26 protein-coding genes are annotated in these 21,051 nt (G+C 42.0%); 14 read left to right on the top strand and 12 right to left on the bottom strand.

All coding sequences use genetic code 11. The annotated features are described in order from the left end of the window. Positions 1-65: 65 nt before the first annotated feature. Positions 66-206: a photosystem II reaction center protein Ycf12/Psb30 gene (gene psb30 / locus APA_RS02100; protein WP_201320669.1), complete on the bottom strand. Its 141-nt coding sequence runs from the start codon at positions 204-206 to the stop codon at positions 66-68. 223 nt (positions 207-429) lie between these two features. Here psb30 and APA_RS02095 point away from each other — a divergent pair, with 223 nt between their 5' ends. Next, positions 430-1,323 (top strand): tetratricopeptide repeat protein, encoded by an 894-nt coding sequence (locus APA_RS02095; protein WP_201320668.1) that lies wholly within the window; start codon positions 430-432, stop codon positions 1,321-1,323. Positions 1,324-1,573: 250 nt separating this feature from the next. Here the strand turns inward: APA_RS02095 and APA_RS02090 are convergent, their stop codons facing one another. Next, the gene (locus tag APA_RS02090; protein ID WP_201320667.1) at positions 1,574-3,277 is read right to left on the bottom strand and encodes an NAD(P)H-quinone oxidoreductase subunit 4; all 1,704 of its coding nucleotides are present in this window, start codon (positions 3,275-3,277) and stop codon (positions 1,574-1,576) included. Positions 3,278-3,807: 530 nt separating this feature from the next. Between APA_RS02090 and APA_RS02085 the strand changes: the two genes are divergently transcribed. The 9 genes from APA_RS02085 to APA_RS02045 all read left to right on the top strand — a co-directional run bounded on the left by APA_RS02085 (position 3,808) and on the right by APA_RS02045 (position 8,483). Beyond that, positions 3,808-5,160 carry a cytochrome P450 gene (locus APA_RS02085; protein ID WP_201320666.1) on the top strand — a complete coding sequence of 451 codons (1,353 nt, stop codon included), beginning with the start codon at positions 3,808-3,810 and terminating at the stop codon, positions 5,158-5,160. Between the two features lie 133 nt (positions 5,161-5,293). After that, positions 5,294-5,983, top strand: a complete 690-nt coding sequence (locus APA_RS02080; RefSeq protein ID WP_201320665.1) for a hypothetical protein — start codon at positions 5,294-5,296, stop codon at positions 5,981-5,983. After that, positions 5,932-6,168 (top strand): hypothetical protein, encoded by a 237-nt coding sequence (locus APA_RS02075; protein WP_201320664.1) that lies wholly within the window; start codon positions 5,932-5,934, stop codon positions 6,166-6,168. Before APA_RS02080 ends, APA_RS02075 begins: the two co-directional genes overlap by 52 nt. 12 nt (positions 6,169-6,180) lie before the next feature. Next, a complete protein-coding gene (locus tag APA_RS25040; RefSeq protein ID WP_236579370.1) occupies positions 6,181-6,447 on the top strand; it encodes a hypothetical protein in 267 nt (88 codons plus the stop codon). Further along, on the top strand, positions 6,444-6,833 hold the full coding sequence (locus APA_RS02065) for a type II toxin-antitoxin system VapC family toxin (protein WP_201320663.1): 390 nt from the start codon (positions 6,444-6,446) through the stop codon (positions 6,831-6,833). The genes APA_RS25040 and APA_RS02065 overlap by 4 nt, the downstream gene beginning before the upstream one ends. Positions 6,834-7,002: 169 nt before the next feature. Beyond that, positions 7,003-7,254 (top strand): hypothetical protein, encoded by a 252-nt coding sequence (locus tag APA_RS02060; protein ID WP_201320662.1) that lies wholly within the window; start codon positions 7,003-7,005, stop codon positions 7,252-7,254. A 204-nt stretch (positions 7,255-7,458) separates the two neighbouring features. Next, positions 7,459-7,680, top strand: a complete 222-nt coding sequence (locus tag APA_RS02055; protein WP_201320661.1) for a hypothetical protein — start codon at positions 7,459-7,461, stop codon at positions 7,678-7,680. Continuing rightward, complete coding sequence (locus APA_RS02050) at positions 7,680-7,961, top strand: type II toxin-antitoxin system mRNA interferase toxin, RelE/StbE family (RefSeq protein ID WP_201320660.1); 282 nt, start codon at positions 7,680-7,682, stop codon at positions 7,959-7,961. Before APA_RS02055 ends, APA_RS02050 begins: the two co-directional genes overlap by 1 nt. A 333-nt stretch (positions 7,962-8,294) precedes the next feature. After that, entirely contained in the window at positions 8,295-8,483 is a 189-nt protein-coding gene (locus APA_RS02045) for a CPXCG motif-containing cysteine-rich protein (RefSeq protein WP_094532913.1), read from the top strand. A 34-nt stretch (positions 8,484-8,517) separates the two neighbouring features. On the opposite strand, the gene argF is transcribed toward APA_RS02045, so the two are convergent. After that, positions 8,518-9,429 carry an ornithine carbamoyltransferase gene (argF, locus tag APA_RS02040; RefSeq protein ID WP_201320659.1) on the bottom strand — a complete coding sequence of 304 codons (912 nt, stop codon included), beginning with the start codon at positions 9,427-9,429 and terminating at the stop codon, positions 8,518-8,520. A 213-nt stretch (positions 9,430-9,642) separates the two neighbouring features. Between argF and APA_RS02035 the strand changes: the two genes are divergently transcribed. After that, the gene (locus tag APA_RS02035; RefSeq protein ID WP_201320658.1) at positions 9,643-12,627 is read left to right on the top strand and encodes a UPF0182 family protein; all 2,985 of its coding nucleotides are present in this window, start codon (positions 9,643-9,645) and stop codon (positions 12,625-12,627) included. A gap of 29 nt (positions 12,628-12,656) precedes the next feature. Here APA_RS02035 and APA_RS02030 read toward each other — a convergent pair whose 3' ends face one another. From APA_RS02030 to APA_RS02010, 5 genes are all read right to left on the bottom strand, one after another. After that, positions 12,657-13,208, bottom strand: coding sequence for a YqeG family HAD IIIA-type phosphatase (locus APA_RS02030; RefSeq protein ID WP_374101336.1), 552 nt, complete (start codon positions 13,206-13,208; stop codon positions 12,657-12,659). Positions 13,209-13,335: 127 nt separating this feature from the next. Next, positions 13,336-14,427, bottom strand: coding sequence for an endolytic transglycosylase MltG (gene mltG / locus APA_RS02025; protein ID WP_236579368.1), 1,092 nt, complete (start codon positions 14,425-14,427; stop codon positions 13,336-13,338). Continuing rightward, positions 14,390-14,944, bottom strand: coding sequence for a DUF3727 domain-containing protein (locus tag APA_RS02020; protein ID WP_201320657.1), 555 nt, complete (start codon positions 14,942-14,944; stop codon positions 14,390-14,392). Before APA_RS02020 ends, mltG begins: the two co-directional genes overlap by 38 nt. A 180-nt stretch (positions 14,945-15,124) precedes the next feature. Continuing rightward, positions 15,125-15,553: a Holliday junction resolvase RuvX gene (ruvX, locus tag APA_RS02015; RefSeq protein WP_201320656.1), complete on the bottom strand. Its 429-nt coding sequence runs from the start codon at positions 15,551-15,553 to the stop codon at positions 15,125-15,127. 36 nt (positions 15,554-15,589) lie between these two features. Continuing rightward, entirely contained in the window at positions 15,590-16,279 is a 690-nt protein-coding gene (locus tag APA_RS02010) for a bifunctional 4-hydroxy-2-oxoglutarate aldolase/2-dehydro-3-deoxy-phosphogluconate aldolase (protein ID WP_236579367.1), read from the bottom strand. A 160-nt stretch (positions 16,280-16,439) separates the two neighbouring features. Here APA_RS02010 and bcp point away from each other — a divergent pair, with 160 nt between their 5' ends. The 3 genes from bcp (at position 16,440) to APA_RS01995 (ending at position 19,108) form a co-directional block, all read left to right on the top strand. Further along, on the top strand, positions 16,440-16,895 hold the full coding sequence (gene bcp, locus APA_RS02005) for a thioredoxin-dependent thiol peroxidase (protein WP_201320655.1): 456 nt from the start codon (positions 16,440-16,442) through the stop codon (positions 16,893-16,895). A 75-nt stretch (positions 16,896-16,970) separates the two neighbouring features. After that, the gene (gene folP / locus APA_RS02000; protein ID WP_236579366.1) at positions 16,971-17,846 is read left to right on the top strand and encodes a dihydropteroate synthase; all 876 of its coding nucleotides are present in this window, start codon (positions 16,971-16,973) and stop codon (positions 17,844-17,846) included. Between the two features lie 158 nt (positions 17,847-18,004). Further along, the gene (locus APA_RS01995; RefSeq protein ID WP_201320654.1) at positions 18,005-19,108 is read left to right on the top strand and encodes a phosphotransacetylase family protein; all 1,104 of its coding nucleotides are present in this window, start codon (positions 18,005-18,007) and stop codon (positions 19,106-19,108) included. A 70-nt stretch (positions 19,109-19,178) separates the two neighbouring features. Here the strand turns inward: APA_RS01995 and APA_RS01990 are convergent, their stop codons facing one another. From APA_RS01990 to APA_RS01975, 4 genes are all read right to left on the bottom strand, one after another. Continuing rightward, complete coding sequence (locus tag APA_RS01990) at positions 19,179-19,409, bottom strand: TIGR02450 family Trp-rich protein (RefSeq protein WP_201320653.1); 231 nt, start codon at positions 19,407-19,409, stop codon at positions 19,179-19,181. 40 nt (positions 19,410-19,449) lie between these two features. Beyond that, the gene (locus APA_RS01985; protein ID WP_201320652.1) at positions 19,450-19,695 is read right to left on the bottom strand and encodes a DUF3134 domain-containing protein; all 246 of its coding nucleotides are present in this window, start codon (positions 19,693-19,695) and stop codon (positions 19,450-19,452) included. A gap of 77 nt (positions 19,696-19,772) precedes the next feature. Next, the gene (locus APA_RS01980; RefSeq protein WP_103669061.1) at positions 19,773-20,111 is read right to left on the bottom strand and encodes a YbaB/EbfC family nucleoid-associated protein; all 339 of its coding nucleotides are present in this window, start codon (positions 20,109-20,111) and stop codon (positions 19,773-19,775) included. 102 nt (positions 20,112-20,213) lie between these two features. Further along, positions 20,214-20,807, bottom strand: coding sequence for a chromophore lyase CpcT/CpeT (locus tag APA_RS01975; RefSeq protein WP_201320651.1), 594 nt, complete (start codon positions 20,805-20,807; stop codon positions 20,214-20,216). Between the last annotated feature and the right edge of the window lie 244 nt (positions 20,808-21,051).

Genomic DNA, 21,051 nt, shown 5'->3' with positions numbered 1-21,051 from the left:
AACTCTATGACTTAAAACGCAAAAAAGAGGACGGTGCGTTGCACCGTCCTCTTTTTTGGGCTAAATTACAAATCGCCACTGTTCGCTGATAACAAAAAGATAATGACTGGGCCAGAAACGACAATCAGAGCTAAACAAGTCAATTGAAAAATTAGCTGAAAATTAATACTGGAAAATAGTGAAAATACAGGGTTTAGAAAGTCCATAGCAGTTTTCTTAAATATGATTAATAAATCAAACAAAATTCTAGAGATATTCTAGCAAGCATCGCTACTCAAAAAATCTTTAAAACCCAGAAAATTAGAGAGGATCACTTCGCAACCCTCTCTAATTTTCTGGGTTTTGGGCAAACCAAAAATCGGTTTTTATAAAGAAGCGCTATCATTTGAAGTATATTCACAATATTCACAATTGGTAAGAGTTATACCTGTGCGTTATCGAATTTGGTTGCTGGCAATACTTGCATCAGTTAGCGTTGGAGCCTCTCCACTACGCGCTCAAGCTCTTCTGCCCCATACAACAAGGATTAATTTTGGCAATTTAGAAGAGCAAGCGCTCAATTTGGCAAGGGAAGCTGCACAACTTGCTCAATTTGAGCAGTACGAATTAGCTTTGCCTCGCGCTCGTCTAGCTGTACAACTAGCGCCCAAAGCATTTCAAACTCAAGGCATTCTCGGTAGCATCTATCTCCGTAAAGAGCGGTATGCCGAAGCGATCGCCTCGTTAACATTAGCTCATCAACTAAAAAAAGACGAGCCAACGATCTTATTCAGTTTGGGGGCAGCTTATCTTCGCAATAAAAATTATCCTGAAGCAATTAGCAATCTCAAACAGGGTTTGACTCTTGAGCCAAAAGCTGCTTCGGCAATGTTTGACCTAGGCAATGCTTACTTTTTGACTAAACGTTATGATGAAGCCGTTACAATCTATAACAATGTTCTAGTCATTGACACCAAATTTTGGGCAGCCACTAATAATATCGGTCTAGTTGAGTATGAGCGCGGCAATGTCGATCAGGCGATCGCCAAATGGCAAAGCTCCCTCAAGCAAGCTGAAAAAGTGGAATTTCTTGCTGCCGAACCAACCCTCGCTCTTGCCAGTGCCTTTTATCGTAAGGGCGATCGCGCTAAAGCCATTGAACTAGGCGTTGAAGCGATGAAAATCGATCCACGCTATGGAAAAATCCCCTATCTTGTGGAAAATCTCTGGGGCGATCGCTTAATTGCCGATGTGAAAATAGTCTTGTCACAGCCTCAAGTCAAGCAAATTTTAGATGAGAGCGATCTATCTACACGTCAAGTTCCTAAAGTGCGCCGCAATTAATACCAAAACGCAAAATGGCTTCGCCATTTTGCGTTTTTAAAACTCTTAATCGTTGGATTTTTAATTCACAAAAGTGTGGCTACACTCAATTGTGATAGGACAAAATCAAAACCAAAGAAGAGAGGGGCGGCGCTTCGCGCCATCCCTCTCTTCTTTGGTTTTATGTCCTAAGACACTTGACCGCACCAATATAAAACATAAAACAGCGCACATGAGTGCGCTGTTTTATGTTTTATATTGGTGAGAATTTCTACTTATTCGCTACAACCTCATTAACTCTAACTTCGGAAAGCGTGGGGAAATTAGATTTCACCGCGAAAGTTTCATTATTCCTTATCAAAGCAACTTGCTCGTGGGCAAGACGCATTTGTGAATTGATAGCCGTTGTTGTGGCATCGTAAAGATTGGTTGCCATTTTTGGATAAGCACCGATCGCAATGATGGGGACTAAGAAGCAAACCGCAATAAACACTTCGCGAGGTCTTGCATCGCTAAAATCAGCTTCGCTAGGCAAAACGCAACTTGTACCGAAACAAACTACTTCCTGATTGCCTTGAGCTTTGAGACTGATATCCGAAATATCGCAAGATGGATTGATATCACAATATGGATTTGAATCCGATGCATAGAAAATTTGGCGCAACATTGAGAGCAAATAAATCGGTGTAAGGATCACACCAACAGCAGCTAAGAAGACAGTCACAGTTCGGAAAGTTGAACTGTAAACATCACTAGTGGTCATGCCCATAAATATCGAAATTTCACTAGCAAAACCGCTCATCCCAGGGAGTGCAAGAGAAGCTAATGCACCGACTGTAAACAATGCAAATACTTTAGGCATTACCTTACCGATATAGCCCATTTCGGTCATCAACATTGTGTGGGTGCGATCGTAAGTCACACCTGCCAAGAAGAATAAAACCGAAGCAATCAAGCCATGAGATAGCATTTGCAACATCGCACCACTGATTCCCAAATCAGTGAAGGAAGCAATACCAATTAGCACAAATCCCATGTGCGAAACCGATGAAAAGGCAAGGCGGCGTTTCATATTGGTTTGAGCGAAGGAATTCACGGCTCCATAGACAATATTGATCACACCGAGCATTGCCAAAACTGGAGCAAAATAAACATGGGCATGATCGAGTAATCCCATATTCAGTCGAATTAATCCATAACCACCCATTTTCAGCAATACACCTGCTAATATCATCGATACAGGTGATGATGCTTCCCCATGGGCATCAGGAAGCCAAGTATGTAATGGAAAAATCGCCAGCTTGACCCCAAAGGCAATTAATAAACCAGCATAAAGTGGAAGCTCTAGGGCAAGGGGGAATTCCTTAAGGGCTAGCTCAGCCATGTCAAAGGTTAGGTTGTTGCCATAAAGCGCCATCGCTAAGCCAGCAACTAAGATAAAAATAGATGCGGCGGCGGTATAAAGCAAAAATTTGGTAGCTGCATATTGACGTTTTTGACCTCCCCAGATCGAAACGAGCAGATAGACAGGAATTAGCTCAACTTCCCACATGATGAAGAATAGAAGTAAATCTTGGGAGACAAATACACCAATCTGCGCGGAGTACAGCACCAACATCAGGAAGTAAAACAGGCGCGGCTTAATATTAACTTGCCATGCGGCGAAGATTGACAGCGTAGTGACAAGTCCAGCCAGTAGTACTAGAGGTGCTGATATGCCATCGACTGAAACTGCCCAACTAAGACCTAATTGGGGTATCCAAGTGTACTTTTCCGCGAGTTGAAATGTCGCGCTGCTCGGATCGTAGTTCTTCCAGAAGGCGTAGCACATCAAAATGAAGTCAGCGATGCCCACACCTAATGCATACCAACGTACTGTTTTGCCCTCTTTGTCGGGCAGTATGGGTATGAGCAAGGAAGCTACGAGGGGCAGCAGGACGATCGCGGTAAGCCAAGGAAATTGGACTAATGTCATGTCAATGAGTCTAAATACTTACTCTATGGAATGTTAAGTATTGTACTAAACTTTACAAAGTTTTAAGCATCATTCTTTTCGATGGTGATCATCGATCTCGATCGACTTGAAACAGTACCTTATGCTCTCTCGCAGCAATTCTCATTATAAAAATCGGTTTTTTGAAAGCCCGCCTACGGCGGGCTTTCAAAAAACCGATTTTGGGGTTTCCAGCGCCTTTGGCGCTGGAAACCCCAAAATCGGTTTCATAATGAGAATTGCTGGCTCTCTCGGCTGTTGCTTGACTTTGTTTCTTTTTCTCATTACTTTATCTTTACCGTCTTTTTCCTTTTCTTGCTGTATCTTTTTACTTTGATTAGTAACGTACCTTGAATCCCAAAAGGCAAAGTGCCACCCGTTGCGGGCGCTTTGCCTTTTTGAATTTTAAGCTTTCTTTTTCCTACCCCAAAAGAGAGTTGCGGCGCTTTGCACCACAATTCTCTTTTAATAGTTGATATAAAATGGAAAAAGCTCAAATCAATAGAGTAAATATGCTCACAGCTATTAACCAAATCGATACCATATCTTTATTGCAGCAAATTCAATGGGTCGCCGATCCTGTGGGTTATATGGTGACGGCGGCGCGAAAGTATCCAGATATTTTTACATCTCAGATTGTTGGCTTTGGCAACGCGATCGTATTTCTGAACGAACCTCAAGCCATTCAGCAGATGCTAACCAATGATCGCAAACAATTTAGCGCCCCTGGTGAGCTAAATGCCATCTTAGAGCCAATATTGGGTCGCTCAGGCGTCATCATGTTAGATGGCGATCGCCACAAAAAACGCAGACACTTGATCATGCCATCATTTCATGGCTCACGTATGCAAAATTATGGGCAGTTAGTCTTTGAGATCACAACCAAGGTATTTGACAAATTATTCGCAAACAAAACGACAAATCCCAACTTTCTTGCCCGTGAGGCAATGCAAGATATCTCATTGCAAATCATCTTACAAGCTGTATTTGGTCTGTATGAAGGAGAGCGTTGTCAGCAGCTCAAGATGCTCATGAATAGACTGAGTGAGCTATTTACTTCACCTTTAACTTCTTCTTTTCTATTCTTCCCAGCCATTCAAAAAGATCTCGGGGCTTGGAGTCCGTGGGGTAATTTAGTGCGGCAAAGGGAGCAAATTGATCAATTAATCTACATGGAAATAGCGGAACGTCGCGCTAATGTCGATCTTAATCGCACGGACATTCTATCGATGCTAATGACAGCGAGGGATGAAGAAGGTAATCCCATGACAGATTTGGAGTTGCGCGATGAACTTCTAACATTATTGTTTGCAGGGCATGAAACCACTGCAACGGCAATGTCTTGGGCTTTGTATTGGACACATCATTTACCAGATGTCAAGGAGAAACTATTGCATGAGTTAAAGAGTATCGCCGATCCAATGGATTGGATGAGCATTTTTCGCTTGCCATACCTGACCGCAGTTTGTAATGAAACTTTGCGAATTCATCCTGTGGCGATGCTGACTTTCCCTAGAGTTGTAGTAGAGCCTGTGGAACTATTGGGGTACAAACTGGAGCCAAATACGATTGTGCTTGGTTGTATCTATCTCTTACATCATCGGGAAGAATTGTATCCTGATGCTGAGAAATTTAAACCAGAGCGTTTTCTCGATCGCCAATTTTCTCCCTATGAGTTTATGCCCTTTGGTGGTGGTGTGCGGCGTTGTGTGGGTGAGGCTTTAGCCCAATTTGAGATGAAGATCGTTTTGGCAACAATTCTCTTAAATTATGATTTGGAGTTAAGCGATCGCAAGCCAGTTAAGCCACAACGTCGAGGTGTGACACTTGCCCCTGCGGGTGGTATCAAAATGACTTTGATCTGACTACCGTACAAAAAAATTTAAAAAATGTAGGGTCAATTCAAGAATTGACCCTACATTTTTTGTGTCACGCTCAACTGAAAACGTCTATAAGCTATTCTATAAGTCTTAGATCTATTTTTGTAAGTAAATTTTCATGTCAGGAAACAAGCTACAGCTAAGAGAAGCATTAAATAAAGCCTATTTGAAGGTTAAGCTCGATGGTAAGCATATTGGGAAGTTTAAGGCTAATTTGGTTGTGCTGATTGACCTGATTAATGAGACGAAATCAGAAGAGTTTCACAAGAATCTTATTATTGAGTTTTTTAAAAAGACTTATTACGGCGATCTCTATTTCATTAATACGAAAGAAAATAGCGATCTGGTTATTCATAATCAAAAGGATGTTGGCAGTACGGTTGGGGTGATCTTCGAGACGAAGAAGCCAACAAAAACGAATAGCGCAGAGATGACAAAGGTGGACAATCTCAATAGGAAAGCCTTTCAGCAGTTAGTTTTGTATTTTTTGCGGGAAAGGGTTATCCATAAAAATCTTGATGTTAAATATTTGGTGGTGACTAATATTTATGAGTGGTTTGTTTTTGATGCGGCTATTTTTGAACAGTTGTTTTTTAACGATAAGGCTTTAGTTAAGAAGTTTATTGATTTTGAAGAGAAGCGCTTGAGTGGCAAGAAAAAAGGTTTTTTCTATACGCAGATTGCGGAACCTGCGATCGCGGCGGTTATGGATCGGATCGGGTTTACGCATTTTGATATCAGATTAAGATTAACGAAATGGGAACATTCCCGATTCCTAAAAGCTTCGGTGTTTCACGCAACGAGTTAATTGTTAAAGTCAGGCAAATTATTGATGCTAAAAAAGGCGATCGCCATCCTGATACAAGTGAATTAGAACAGGAGTGCGATCAATTAGTTTACAAACTCTATCAACTCACCTATGGCGAAGTAAAAGCGATCAATCTAGAATTTGAACTAACAGAACAAGAATACACAGCAATTAAAATAGAATAGGAGGTATATAACATGACACTTGCCGAACTACTACCCGCCGCCCGAAAACTTTCTGTAACAGAAAAACTGAAACTAATTCGGATTCTTGCAGAAGACCTAGATACATCTGAGAACATCCAGCTATCAGAAACCTTCAAAAATCAAAACTCCCCTAAAGCAGTTACACCAAAGAGTAAAAAACTACGCCCATTTGGTTTATGCGCTGGAGAATTTGTCGTTCCTGAAGACTTTGATGCACCACTGTCAGACGAAATTTTGAATGCCTTTGAAGGAAAATGAAAATTTTACTAGACACACATATTTTCCTATGGTTTATCAGTCGAGATCAACGATTACCGACAGATATGCAAGAAATCATACAAGATCTAGACAACGAGATTTATTTAAGCGTTGTTTCGACTTGGGAAGCCATTGTTAAATATCAGTTAGGCAAATTACCATTACCAGAATCACCTGAAATATATTTCCCTAAACACTGCTATCGCCATCAAATTCTTAATCTCGATCTTGATCAAGCCAGTGTAACTCAACTAGCTAAACTCCCATCTTTACATCGAGATCCATTTGACAGAATGCTTATTTGTCAAGCCTTACAAAATGATATGGCGATCGCAACAGTAGACGAAGCAGTTCGAGCTTATCCAGTCAATTTGCTTAAACTATGACAAACTGCTAAAAAAGGCGATCGCCATGCTGATACAAGCGAATTAGAAAAAGAGTGCGATCGATTAGTTTACAAACTTTATCAACTCACCTATGACGAAGTAAAAGCGATCGACCCAGAATTCGAGCTAACAAAACAAGAATACACAGCAATTAAAACAGGATAAAAACATGGAAAAAGTCATTAATAAAATTTCCCTCAAACAACAAACCAGCGACTTCCAATACTGGCAACAACAAACACCCCAAAAACGACTAGAAGAACTCGAACAAATCCGCCAAGAATATCACCAATATAAATACAATGCTCATCCAAGATTTCAAAGAGTTTATACAATTATTAATCTTGACAATCTCAAAAAAAAATTAGCCTCTGGGCGACTTCAAGACCTAGCCGATCTAGAAAAGCTGCAAGACGAGTAAAGCGATCGCCATGCTGATACAAGCGGATTAGAAAAAGAGTGCGATCGATAATTTAGTTTATCAACTTTATGGGTTGACAGAAGAAGAAATTAAAATAGTAGAAGGAGAGAGGTGACAAGGAAAATATGTGAGGGATGTGAATCGGAATAAAATTCTTGAGATTTCGCTATAATCAAGACAATCAAACATATTAGGATATCTAAAATGGTTACATTAGAAGATGCAATTTTAACAGTTAATCAGCTTTCGATTGAACAAAGAGAAATGCTTTTAGAAATCGTTAAAAATCAAATGATTGAAGCTCGTCGTGAGGAAATTGCTCAAGATGCAAAAGAAGCGATCGCTGCCTTTTATCGTGGAGAGTTAAAACCTCAACCCATAGAAGAAATCATTTCTGAACTACAAACAACTTTGGCAGAAGACTAATGAGAGAACTAGTTTTAACGCCAAAATTTAAACGATCATTTCGGAAATTTGTAAAGCGTAATTACCAGCTTGAGCCAAAGCTCATTCAAATATTACAATTAATGAAAGAAGACGTTTTTGCAACTCAGTTAAGTACTCATTCACTACAAGGGAAATTAGCAGGGTTAAAAGCCTGTTCCTGTGGCTATGACTGTAGAATTCTATTTACTATAGAAGTTTCTCAAGAACAGACAGAAGTAATAGTTTTACTTGATATTGGTACTCATAATGAAGTCTATTAGCGATCGCCATGCTGATACAAGCGAATTAGAAAAGGCGATCGCTTAGTTTCCAGCCCCTATCAACTCACCTATGACGAAGTAAAAATCATCGATCCAGAATTTGAACTAACAGAACAGGACTATACAGCAATTAAAATAGAGTAAGAGGTGAAAAACAATGAAAGCAATAGCAGGGCTAGATCGCATTACCTTTGGCCCCAAAATCATGTCAGGTCAAGGGGGATTGGGCGATCGCTATTTGTAAATATTTGGTTGGGGGCGATCGCTCTAACTACTTTGAGAAATATTCAAATTGCTGGTTTAATCGCGTACAATACGATCAATTTTTAAGTCATGCAAGATACTGCTGAATATACCTGCGCTTTTTGTGGGGAGACTAATACAACATTTGTTGATTTCAGTGGAGGAATGCAACAGTCGTATGTAGAAGATTGTCAGGTTTGCTGTCAGCCAAATATTTTGTATATTCAGATTGACGAAGATACCCTAGATATCGAAATTAACAGTGAGCCAGAAAGTTAGTTTAGATTGAATCCGCGCAAAGCGCGGACTCAATCTAAAGAACGCTAGCTAGTAAGGCTTTTTGAGCATGAAGACGATTTTCGGCTTCGTCCCAAATGCGAGACTGAGCGCCTTCCATTACTTCATCAGTAATTTCTTCACCACGATGAGCAGGTAAGCAATGTAAAGCGATCGCATTTTTATCTGCTAGAGCCATAAGCTTCGCATTCAATTGATAGGGCTGGAAAATGGGAATCCGATCTTCTGCTTCTGATTCCTGTCCCATACTTGCCCATACATCTGTGTACAGGACATGCGCTGCTAGTGATGCTAATTTAGGATCATCTGTAACGATTACTTCAGAATTAATAGCTAGAGATTTTGCTTGAGCAACAACAGCAGGATCGGGCATGAAATTTTTCGGTGAAGCAATGCGAACATTCATACCAACGAGAGCACAGCCGATCATCAGGGAATGCGCCATATTATTGCCATCACCGAGATAAGTGAGGGTTAACCCTTTCAAAGAGCCGAAGTTTTCCATCACGGTTAGTAAATCTGCAAGGACTTGACATGGATGCTCTAAATCACTCAGGGCATTGATAATTGGGATCTTCGAGAATTTGGCAAAAGTCTCTAACTCCACTTGCTCAAAGGTGCGAATTGCTAAAACATCCAAATAGCGATCAAGTACTCTGGCGGTATCTTCTATCGGTTCGCCTCGACTGACTTGCGTCACATTGGGATCGAGGTCAATAACATGCCCGCCCAGTTGATGCATGGCGACGGTAAAGCTAACTCGCGTTCTTGTTGATGCTTTGCGAAAAAGCAATCCAAGGGTTTTACGCTGAAAGTCAAACTGGACTTCTCCTGCTTTGAGTTGTTTTGCAAGAGTCAGCAATTCCTGAATTTCGCTTGGTTGCAAATCTGCCAAACTAAGAAGATCGCGTCCCTGAAGGTTTCCCATTGTTGTTAGTTAGAAAAGATCTTGTAATGACTGTATCATCAACTTACAGCGCTTTACCCTGAAACCAAGAACTCAAGTTCTTGGCTAAAAGCTCAAGTCCACTGAAGTGTACTAAAGAATACTTCTAAATCAACCCGTTTCAACGGGTTTGAGCTTTTAGCCCGCACTTGAGTGCAGGGCTATGGCGTAAGTCTCTAGCTTCTAGATAAAATTATGAAGTTAATCTCCGCAAAACTAACCACATTTAATTTGTCTAAGCGCTATTACCTTTGGATCTTGCTGGGGATTGCGGGTTTAGTTTTGACTAGTGAAATCGTGGCGCGACTGGGAGCCGAGATTTTATGGTTTCAAGAAATGGGCTATTTGTCGATGTATTTGTTGCGAATTACTTGGCAAATTGGGTTGGGAAGTGCCGTATTCGCGATCGCCTTAGTCTATCTATTCAGAAATTTGCAGACTGCTGAAACACTGAAATATGCTGATTTGCCCAGCGACGCTGAACGGCGACAGTCTAAAATGCGCAAGCGAGCATCTCCAAATCAGCACCTAAATAAGCAACAAGCAATATCAGCAAAATACATCCCGACATCTCTACGATTGCGTTGGTTATTACCGCTAGTTTTAAGCTTGAGCTTTCTAATTTGTTTGCTCATAATTCATTATGGACAGGTAGCGATCGCGCAATGGCGACCGTCAGTGATTCAGCCAAGTATTGCCCCGATCGCACCCTTACTATTTAGACCAGATCTGATCGGTCAATTGGTAGTTCACACCTTAAGAGAGCGCCTCTCCGCAGTCGTGACTATTGGGTTAGCGATTGCCTTGTTGGTTTATCCAAAGTTTTTACTGAGAGCGATCGCAGTCTTACTCAGTGCGTTCACAGCATGGGTGATCTCACGGCAGTGGATGCGAATTATTCCTTCCTTTCAATCCACTAGTTTTGGACCCACTGAGCCAGTTTTTAATCAAGATATTAGCTTTTATATATTCAATTTGCCCACATTGGAAGTTGTGGAATTTGGGCTAGTTGGCATTTGTCTATATGTTTTTATCGCTGTATTTTTAACTTATTTACTATCGGGAAATAGCCTGAGCGAAGGCAAATTTATCGGGATTTCCCACGATCAACAGCGCCATCTCTACGAACTTGGTGGCGTTGTGATGTTGGTGATTGGATTTAGTTATTGGCTCAATCGTTATGAACTTTTATATTCACCACGCGGAGTTTCTTACGGAGCTAGCTATACCGATAATGTCGTGCAGTTGCCAGTCTACACAGGACTAAGTATTTTAGCTTTAGCGATCGCTATTTACTTGATTTTGAGATGGATTAGATTTCATCGTCAGCCTGTAAGCCGCAAGCCCGTAGTAGCGGTATTAATCTTATATCTGACGATGGCGATCGGGCTTGGAGAGGGTTTACCGATCGCAGTGCAATCATTAATCGTACAGCCGAATGAACTCGCCCGTGAACAGCCCTACATCCAACGCACAATCTCCTTTACCCGTCAAGCATTTGGACTCGAAAGTATTAGTTCTCAAGTTTTTAATCCACAGGGCAAGTTAACCGAAAAATCCATTCAAAATAATGATTTAACGGTTCGCAATATTCGCCTTTGGGATAAACAACCCTTACTTGCCACCAATCGCCAACTTCAACAAATCCGTCTTTATTACAGTTTTCCTGATGCAGATATAGACCGCTATACAATTAATGAGGAGAAGCTATCCAAGTCTCCAGCAAGCCAGCAACAGGTACTCATCGCAGCAAGAGAATTAGACTATGCAGCAGTTCCCCAAGAAGCACAAACTTGGGTTAATCAACATTTGATTTATACCCATGGTTATGGATTTACGCTGAGTCCTGTAAATCGGGTTGCGGCTGGGGGCTTACCTGAATATTTTATTAAAGATATTGGCATCACCGAAGGTACTCCTCTCACCACTTCTAGCGAGGCGGTGCGGACAAGTATTCCGATTGGTCAGCCTCGTATTTATTACGGAGAGAATACTGACACCTATGTGATGACGGGTACAAAGGTAAAGGAGCTAGATTATCCTAGCGACAATGATAATGTTTACAACATTTACGATGGAAGAGGTGGGCTTGCCCTTGATTCATGGTGGCGACGAATGCTATTTGCCAAGTATCTGAATGATTGGCGCATGGCTGTAACTCCAGAATTTCAGCCCGAAACCAAGTTACTGTTTCGGCGGAACATTATGCAAAGGATTAAGGCGATTGCCCCATTTTTGCGCTATGACAGTGATCCTTATCTAGTGGCGGCAAGTACCAAAACGCAGGCTAATGATCCAAGTAGCCTTTATTGGATTGTTGATGCCTATACAACCAGCGATCGCTATCCTTATTCAGATATTGGCAAAGAAGGGCTCAATTACATTCGTAACTCGATCAAGGTTGTGATTGATGCTTACCATGGCAATGTGAATTTCTATATTGCCGAACCCAGCGATCCGATTATTCACACATGGGCAAAGATTTTTCCTGATTTGTTTAAACCCATGAGTGCAATGCCTGAAGCATTACGTCAGCATTTGCGTTATCCTGTGGACTTATTCTCAATTCAGTCAGAACGCTTGATGACTTATCACATGACTGATGCTCAAGTGTTCTACAACCGTGAAGATCAATGGCAAATCCCCAATGAAGTCTATGGGGATCAACCGCGTTTGGTGGAGCCTTATTATTTGATTACGAGTTTACCTGAGGTTCCCTTTGAAGAGTTCATTCTACTTTTGCCATTCACTCCTAAAGAACGAACAAATCTTGTAGCTTGGATGGCGGCGCGATCGGATGGAGAGAACTATGGCAAACTTCTGCTTTATACTTTCCCTAAACAAATACTTGTTTATGGACCCGAACAAATCGAAGCTAGAATCAACCAAGATCCAGTTATTTCTCAACAAATTTCACTTTGGAACCGCCAAGGATCGCGAGTGATTCAAGGGAATTTGTTAATTATTCCCATAGAACAGTCACTCTTATATGTAGAACCACTCTATTTAGAATCAACTCAAAATAAATTGCCGACCCTAGTCCGCGTAATTGTTGCCTATGAAAATCGCATTGTGATGGCACAAACTTTACAACAGGCGATCGCAGCAATCTTTAAGCCAGATCCAGAAATCACCCCACCGATCATTCGCCCAGTCGAAACACCGACTTTGCAACCCTAAAAAATGGGTGTGCATAGCACACCCATTTTTTAAATTTTCACACCAGATTTACGGGCAATCCAAATTTCCCAGTTGCGGAGAAAACTTGATCGCGCTTTAAATATCGTGGCGATCGATGGCTTGAACACAAGTTCTTCGCAAGGAGGCTGTACCAAAATTGTAAATAATCCCAAGCGATTACCGACAATGGTGTCTGTAAATAGGCGATCGCCTACCATCGCTACCTGAGAAGCTGGTAATTCCATTGCTTCGAGAACTTGACGCACAACCCGACGCGAAGGTTTGCCCGCGCGACTACGATAGGGAAGATTTAAACTTTCTGCGACTTTCTGAATACGGCGATCGCTAAAGTTATTGCTAGCTAGCCAGATGGGATATTTTGACCGCATTAGCTCGATCCAAACACGAATTTCTGCTGACACATCGGCTTCATCATCACCAATTAATGTATTGTCAACGTCCAAAATCAGTCCGCGTAAACCATGAGTTTCCATGAGTTGCGGAGTGATCGCGTAAATTGGTGCTGACAGAACTAAGTCAGGAGAGATAAGATGCCAAGGTTTCACAAATATTTTAAAAATGTTAATTAAATAATTAAGAATATCTTACAGCGCTTTGTGCTAGAACAGTTGCGCCTCGCCTAAGTGTTCAGTAAAAAACAAAATAGAGTTGCGGCGCTTCGGGCTGCAACTCTATTTTGTTTTTTGATTACTGTTTGGGTGTTTTTTGCTGGATTTTTTTGTCGATCGCTTGTAGCGCTTTTTCGTGATCTTCTAAGGTGCGGCTAAATACATGACTGCCATCAAACTTAGCCACAAAGAATAAGTAGTCAGTGGTTGCAGGATCAAGAGTTGCCTTGAGACTAGCTAATCCGACTGAAGCGATCGCCCCTGGAGGTAGCCCTTCATTTAGATAAGTGTTATAGGGCGAATCGGTACGCACCTGATCTAAGGTAAGCGGATTTTCAGGAGTTTGTTTGATATTTAAGCCATATTCAACCGTGGGGTCAGACTCTAAGCGCATATTTTTTTTGATGCGATTCCAAAAAACACCCGAAATTATCCGCCGCTCTGATTCAATTACCGCTTCTTTTTCAACAATACTTGCCAGAGTGACCCAATCTTTGAGACTAACTTTGACCTTCGGCTTACCAGACTGATTTTCTTGATAAACAGGTAAAGCTACTTGTTCAAAGCGATCAAGCATCAAATCCATAATGCGATCGGGTGTCGCTTCCGATGGCAAGATTTGATAAGTATCAGGAAAGAGAAACCCCTCCAAACTTGGCACATCTTCAGGAATCCAGTTGCGTCGCCTAGGACTGACACGCTGAGCTGCCGCCACAAAATCCTTAGCCGTAAAAAATCCCTGTTTCTCAAATAGATCCGCCATCTGTGCGATCGACCAACCTTCAGGAATCGTAAATCGGACTTCCGAGGATTTTGCGGTCTGAATTTGAGCAACAACTTCTGGCAATGACTGATTAGTGGCAAAGTCATAGGTTCCCGCTCTCAAAGCTACTGGCTCACTGCTTCGCAGTGATTGCCAAGTAACCCATAGCCGCAAAGCTATGCTAGAGCGAATTACACCTGCCGATTCTAGCTCTTGGGCGATCGATTGGGTTGGCATCCCATCGGATATAGTTAAACGAATTTTTGCCCCAAAATTGCTAGGTGCTGCACTTGCCCAAATCCACCAAGAACTGCTAGCGATACCAGTAACGAGGATAGTTAAGGGAACGGCAACACCATAAAACAGCCAATTAGATCTCTTCTTCGGCATCTTCTGTGCTGAGGACATGGTCTAGATATTGCTCCACATAAGGCTCAAGGGCTACCATTTCATCAGGAGTGAGAATTTCGGGTTGACCATCATCTCCAACTTTGGCAATAAACATCAGAGGATCTAGGGATGTAAACACAGAAAAAGCTTGCTCTTCATAGTAAAAATGGGCTAACTCTTGAAATTCACCACAGTTCCCATCTTCTTCGGTATCAATCTCAATGATATCGTCTTCAGTTGGTTCAGGTAATTCACCCTGAACGGTCAATGTATGGGCAGAACGTTTGAGGGAAAGATTTTGTTCTGCTAAAACCGCCTGAGCTACTGGGAAAATTAGGTCAATTTCCTCTTCAGTGACATCGACTAATTCAGTCTCTTCTTCGTCATCGGTTTCTTGCCATGCAAAGATTTGCACAGAAAAGTCCACTGGTTGCAGCAACAAGTATTCGGTGCTGTCCACTTTAAACGCGGTTTCGACAGTGCAAGGCAAGCTCTTACCTGCGTCATCCGTAAGTACGATCGTCGATCCTTCCATAGATTGCTGTTTTGTATCCTATAGCACTACTAGCTCAGAGAAACCCTCTTGTATAAGGCTTTTGGCGCTTTTAAGCATTATGACAGCAAATGTGACAGTTATAGCAATCGGACAATTGATTAGAACAAACTAGTGGGCTTAAGCCCCTTGTTCTTAAACGAAAATTAGAACTTGTACTTTCTATGTTGCAGACTGGCGCTTTAGCGCTAACCATTGTTGCAAAATTAAGGCGGCGGCTTTGCGATCGATCATTTCTTTGTTATGTCTTGTGGAAATGCCCTGAGATCGCATCATTTCTTCGGCCTCGTAGGAGGTTAAGCGCTCATCGACAAATTCTAAAATCATGCCGAGTTGTTTAGTGACGCTATGGGCAAATTTTTGAACATGTTTGGCTTGATGTCCTAACGATCCATCCATGTTGTAGGGCAACCCGATCACAAGAGTATCGATATCGCGCTCAATAATTAGCGATCTCAAGATCGCCATATCCTCATCCCATGATTTGCGAGTAATAGTTGTAATGCCATGTACTGATATACCGAGGCGATCGCATCCCGCTACACCGATACGTTTTCTGCCGACATCTAAACCTAATGCTGCATACTGCATAAATTAACTATGACGTGTCGTGCTTCGCACGACAAGTTATTGATCTTGAAATGGTTGAACTTTTTGGATTAAAGCTCGCGATCGCGCAATGATCGTTGTCCAATCATCTTCAGCGATCGCTTCTGGCGAAAATAAATGACTGGAAATACCCACAGCGATCGCGCCAGCCGCCAAAAATTGATCGGCATTTTGAATAGTAATACCGCCCGTGGGAATTAAGGGAATATCCCGCAAGATTGGCTGTAAACACTTTAAGTAGTCAATCCCACCCACTACCTTGATCGGAAAAACCTTGACGGCTGCTGCTCCTGCTTGCCATGCGGCAATTATTTCTGTTGGTGTCAGCGCCCCTGCAATTACAGGAATATTATTTTCGACACCTTTAGCAATCAGATCAGGATTAATATGGGGCGTGAATAAGAAGCTGCAACCACAGGCGATCGCCTTTTCAGCACTATCTAAATCTAAAACTGTGCCTGTGCCGATTTTGCAATCAGGTAATTCCTGCTGCAATTTGGGTATCAGTGACTCGGCGCGATCGGTGTTCCAAGCAATTTCGATGAGCTTAATCCCACCTGCGGCGGCGGCAAGAGCCATTTCCCGTGCGGTCACAATATTATCGGCTCGAATAACGGCGATAATGCGATGCTGTTGCAACAAACTGAGCCAAGGGTTCACAGGTTCTTTTGCAAAAATTTGCATTTGCGATCGACTGCCACAGATCATTACACAAAGCTTTGTTTTTGCAAACCCAGCAAGAATGACTACTTTTAAAGAGCAAGGGGGCTTAAGCACCTTGCCTCGCTGAGGTTGCAAAAGTTGATATGCACTGTCAGGCAGTAGTGATTCATAATATGTTTTGGATAACAACTTATAGAGAATATCTATGGCTTTGAATGTTGGCGATCGCGCCCCAGATTTTAGCGTTGCTGATACGCTCGGCAACATCGTGACCCTTTCTAGTCTGAAAGGTAAGCGTGTGGTTCTATATTTCTATCCTCGCGATAACACCCCTGGATGCACCAAAGAAGCTTGTGGCTTTCGTGATAACTATGCTCAGTTTCAAGCCAAGAATACGCTGATTTTTGGTGTCAGTACTGATGATGCCAAGTCTCATCAAAAATTTACCGAAAAGTTTGATTTACCATTCCCATTGCTTTGTGATGTCGATGCTCAAGTTGCAACAGCCTACGAGAGCTATGGCAAAAAACAAATGATGGGTAAAGAATACATGGGTATCTTCCGCAATACATTTGTGATCAGTCCAGAAGGTGAGATCGAGAAAATTTATCTCTCAGTCAAAGCCGAACCCCATCCCGCTGAAGTTCTTGCGGACATCTAAGTAAATAGGAGGCGCAGAGCGCCTCCTATTTACTTGATAGCGCCAAGCGCTGTAAAAATTTCTGAGGTTGAAACATTGAATCCAAGTACAAGTAAGACTGCTAACTCAACTAAATTAACTAACTGGAAAATCCGCGATCGCCAATTTATTTGGGGCGATCGCACTTATATCATGGGCGTTTTGAATGTTACGCCTGATAGTTTTAGCGATGGCGGTCACTTTAACTCACGGGATGCAGCGCTGCGACAGGTCGAGCAAATGTTTCCATATATCGACATACTCGATATTGGCGGCGAATCGACTAGACCAAATGCTCAGCCAGTCAGCGCCGCCGAAGAATGCGATCGCATTTTGCCAATTATTCAAGCTATCCGCGAAACCTATCCAAACTTGCCGATTTCCGTTGATACAGTTAAGGCAAGTGTCGCAAAAGCTGCAATCGCCTCAGGAGCAGATATGCTCAACGATGTTTCCTCTGGGAGATTTGATCCTGAAATGCTACCTCTAGCGGGAAAGTTGCAAGTACCGATTTTTTTAATGCATATGCAAGGTGAACCAAGCACTATGCAAGAAAACCCTCGATATCGCAATGTGGTGGATGATGTTAAGCAATTTCTCGCCGATGCAATTTTGGTAGCCAAAGCTTGCGGTATTCCTAAACATTTAATTGCGATCGATCCAGGGATCGGCTTTGGTAAAACTCTTGACCATAATCTTAAAGTTTTAAAAAATTTGCGCAGCTTTAAGGAGATCAGCGCACCTCTATTGCTAGGCGTATCCCGCAAAAGCTTTATTGGTAAACTTTGCGATCGCCCAGATCCTAGCGATCGCCTGTATGGGACGATTGCAGCTTGTAGTTCTTGTATTGCAGGCGGCGCAGATATCTTGCGAGTACATGATCCCAAAGAAATATTTGATGCTTGTCGCGTTAGTGACGCAATATTTCGATAGTGATGCTTTGTTTCTCTATCGAGATATTGCATAATCCATATGCACAATTAACCAATATCAACAAGCATCCGTAACAGTCCATCAGTTACAATAGCCAAACAGGATGTAAGCTTTAATACAACCCTGTAAAGATTGTAATCATTTTTTGAGGGCAAGACGTGCCACAGGCTAAGCATTTGCTGATTGGTTCCACCAGATCAGGCAGTGGAAAATCAGCAACAATTTTGGGATTAACATATAACTTGCAAGTTAAAGGTTACAAAATTGGCTATGGTAAGCCAATTGGTACTTTTACGACCAAAGAATTACCCGAATCAGCCGAACGCACTGAAGCTGATGTGGAATTTATTCAGCAAGTGCTAAATTTACCGCAATCACTTTTGCGACCTACTCTACTTAATCTAGATCGCTCTGCTCTCCAACGCCGACTATCTGGGGAAGATAAAGCTGATTACAGTAATAAGTTGGATGAGTATAAAAAATTAATTGAAGGCGATCTCGTGCTTTTAGAAGCACCTGCAAATACAGCTGAGGGCGCAATTTTTGGGCTTTCACTAGAGGAAATGGCAAATCAACTTGAAGCTCCTATTTTGTTAGTAATGCGATTTGGCTCGCTGTTAGTAGTTGACCATATCTTGGTGGCAAAACAACGCTTTGGCGATCGCCTATTAGGAGTTGTAATCAATGATATTCCCGATGAACAGTATGAAACTGCGATCGAGGTTCTTCACCCTTATCTCGAAAATCAAGGTATTCCTGTTTTTGCCCTCATGCCCGAAAACCGCACTTTGCGGAGTGTCAGTGTCTCTGAAATCATCGAGCAACTTGGTGCAACCGTCCTCTGTTGTCCTGAAAATATTGATTTAGGGAAAGTAATGGTTGAGGAACTAAAAATTGGCGCAATGGATGTCAACTCAGCCCAAAGCTATTTTCGCAAGTCCTATAACAAAGCCGTAGTTACAGGCAGCAGTCGTATCGATCTCCAGTTCGCAGCGCTAGAAACATCAACAAATTGCTTGATTTTGACAGGTCGTCCCTTTATTAGCGATGATGTTGCTCATAAAGCCATGGAATTAGGTGTCCCGATTCTTTCAGTCAGTAAAGATACACTCAGTACGGTCGGTATTATCGAATCTTGTCTAGGGCAAGTTCGCCTGCATGAAGGAGTGAAAGTAACTAGCATCTGCGACATGATGGCAAAATACTTTAATTTCGATCGTTTCTTAAAGCTCATGGATATCAAAGCTTTAGCCACAGCTTAAACAAAAAAAGAAAGGTATCGCTCCGCGATACCTTTCTTTTTTTGTTTAAGCATTCTCTTGAGCAGGCTTTTTACATTTCTTTTAAAGTTTTCCAACCAGGCAACCATAGCGATCGCCGATTCAGAGCCTTAGCATTTAGCCAAAATCTTACAGAATCATCACAAGCTGCTTTGATCTCGGCAAAAACTAGTTCTCCTTCATTTTTGCGATTCACTACGACAAAATGTCGCCAACCGAAAGTTTCTTGCATAGCAGTCCACTTGGAACCGATTAGATGCGGAAATTTCTGTTTTTTGGGCATATTACCTCATAAAAAATGCGGCTAGCCGCATTTTTTATGTCTAATCAATATCGTCGTTATCATCATCATCGTCATCGTCATCGATGTAGTTAGGGTCATCACCTAACATCAATTCACTTAATTCTTCAGCTTCATCATCAAACTTTAAGCTCGACTCAGTACCTTCTCTAGCGATCAGGCGACCTGTAGACTCTAGCCAATCCAGAATAGATGCTTGCTGCTCTGTGGGAATAAGTGTGGCAGGCTGGTTGCGGCGCTGTACGCGCAAAGCGGGGTTGTTAATCATAAAAAGTATCAAATAAAAATTCTAGACTCGTTCAAGAAGTGTACTTTGCACGCTTCTTGAAAACACTTCTTGAAAAGTTAGAAACCTGCGGGTAAACCCAAGCCACCTGTGAGATCTTCCATTTTTTGCTTCATTGTGCCAGTAGAAAGCTGATAAGCATCCTTTAGGGCTGCAAGTACCAAGTCGGACAAAACTTCAGCACCTTCATTCAAAGCTTCAGGCGAAATTTCCACGCTTTGGGGTTCTTGGTTGCCGCTTAGGGTGATTTTTACTAAACCACCACCAGATTCACCAGTTAAGCGCAGTTCATCTAATTCTTCTTGTAGCTTTTTTGCACCTTCTTGAATTTGCTGCGCTTTTTGGAAGGCTTCTTTCATTTTGCCTAAACCAAAGCCAAATCCTTTTCCGTCTGACATAGCAGTATCAGTTTTATCCTAAGTTTTCCTGTACATTATGTCACTAATTCTGCGCGATCGGGTAAGTACGGTCATTGCTAACTATCAAGCGTCACTTCCTAGCTATTTGTTTAGGATCTCGTTCCCAAAATCTTGAGTTTTGCTAAATTTGTATAAGTCTACGATCGCACCCCAGATTGCCGATCCTGTGTCAGCATTAATTCCGCGATCGCCACTCCAAAATTCATCAGCGCTAACCTCAAAACCTAAAATAACTTGGCGCGATTCGTTTAAATATTGGAAACAACATTTAGCATCCTTGGGCATTTCGGCTTTGTATCGACCATTATCAAAAGTTACATCTAATAAGCAGCCACTGAGAGGCTCAATGTCATTAATGGTGATTTGATTGAGGCGATCTTGATCGCGTCCTGCCCCAGTCCATGTAACAGGATCTTTAAATCCCCAATATTTAATTTGAATTTTGCCGTCATTTTTCACAAATTGCAAAATACGTTGACGATAGGGGCGATCGAGGATCAGGGCATTGGCTTGTTCGGCAAAGATGGCTATGCTGCCTAAGACATTAAATGGGATGGGACGCTGCCACCAGACTAAATTTACAAACCAAACAGGTTGATCTAGCGATTGTTCGCGGTTGCTAAATTCTCCAGCCATCCATGAGGCAAGCTGTAAAAGTTGGCTAGAAATATTCATGGTTCAAATCTAAATTCCTAAAGTTCAGTGTATCGGCAATAGCAATTATTGATGGCGAAAAACGCTATGGCAATTTACTGTTTGACATCTGCCATCAGTTACTCCGCAATGGCTCTGTCGGTCGTCCTGCCAAAAAACTGTTGAAAGGAGTGCGCGTTCGCCTCAAAAACAAGGTATAGAAAATGGCAGGTTTCAGCCTAAGGGACTTCCACAAAATAATTGACCGCAAAAATGTTGCGGCGGG

Source organism: Pseudanabaena sp. lw0831, assembly GCF_016584665.1.
Taxonomy (GTDB): domain Bacteria; phylum Cyanobacteriota; class Cyanobacteriia; order Pseudanabaenales; family Pseudanabaenaceae; genus Pseudanabaena.
This window is presented reverse-complemented; position numbering and strand designations above follow the sequence as displayed.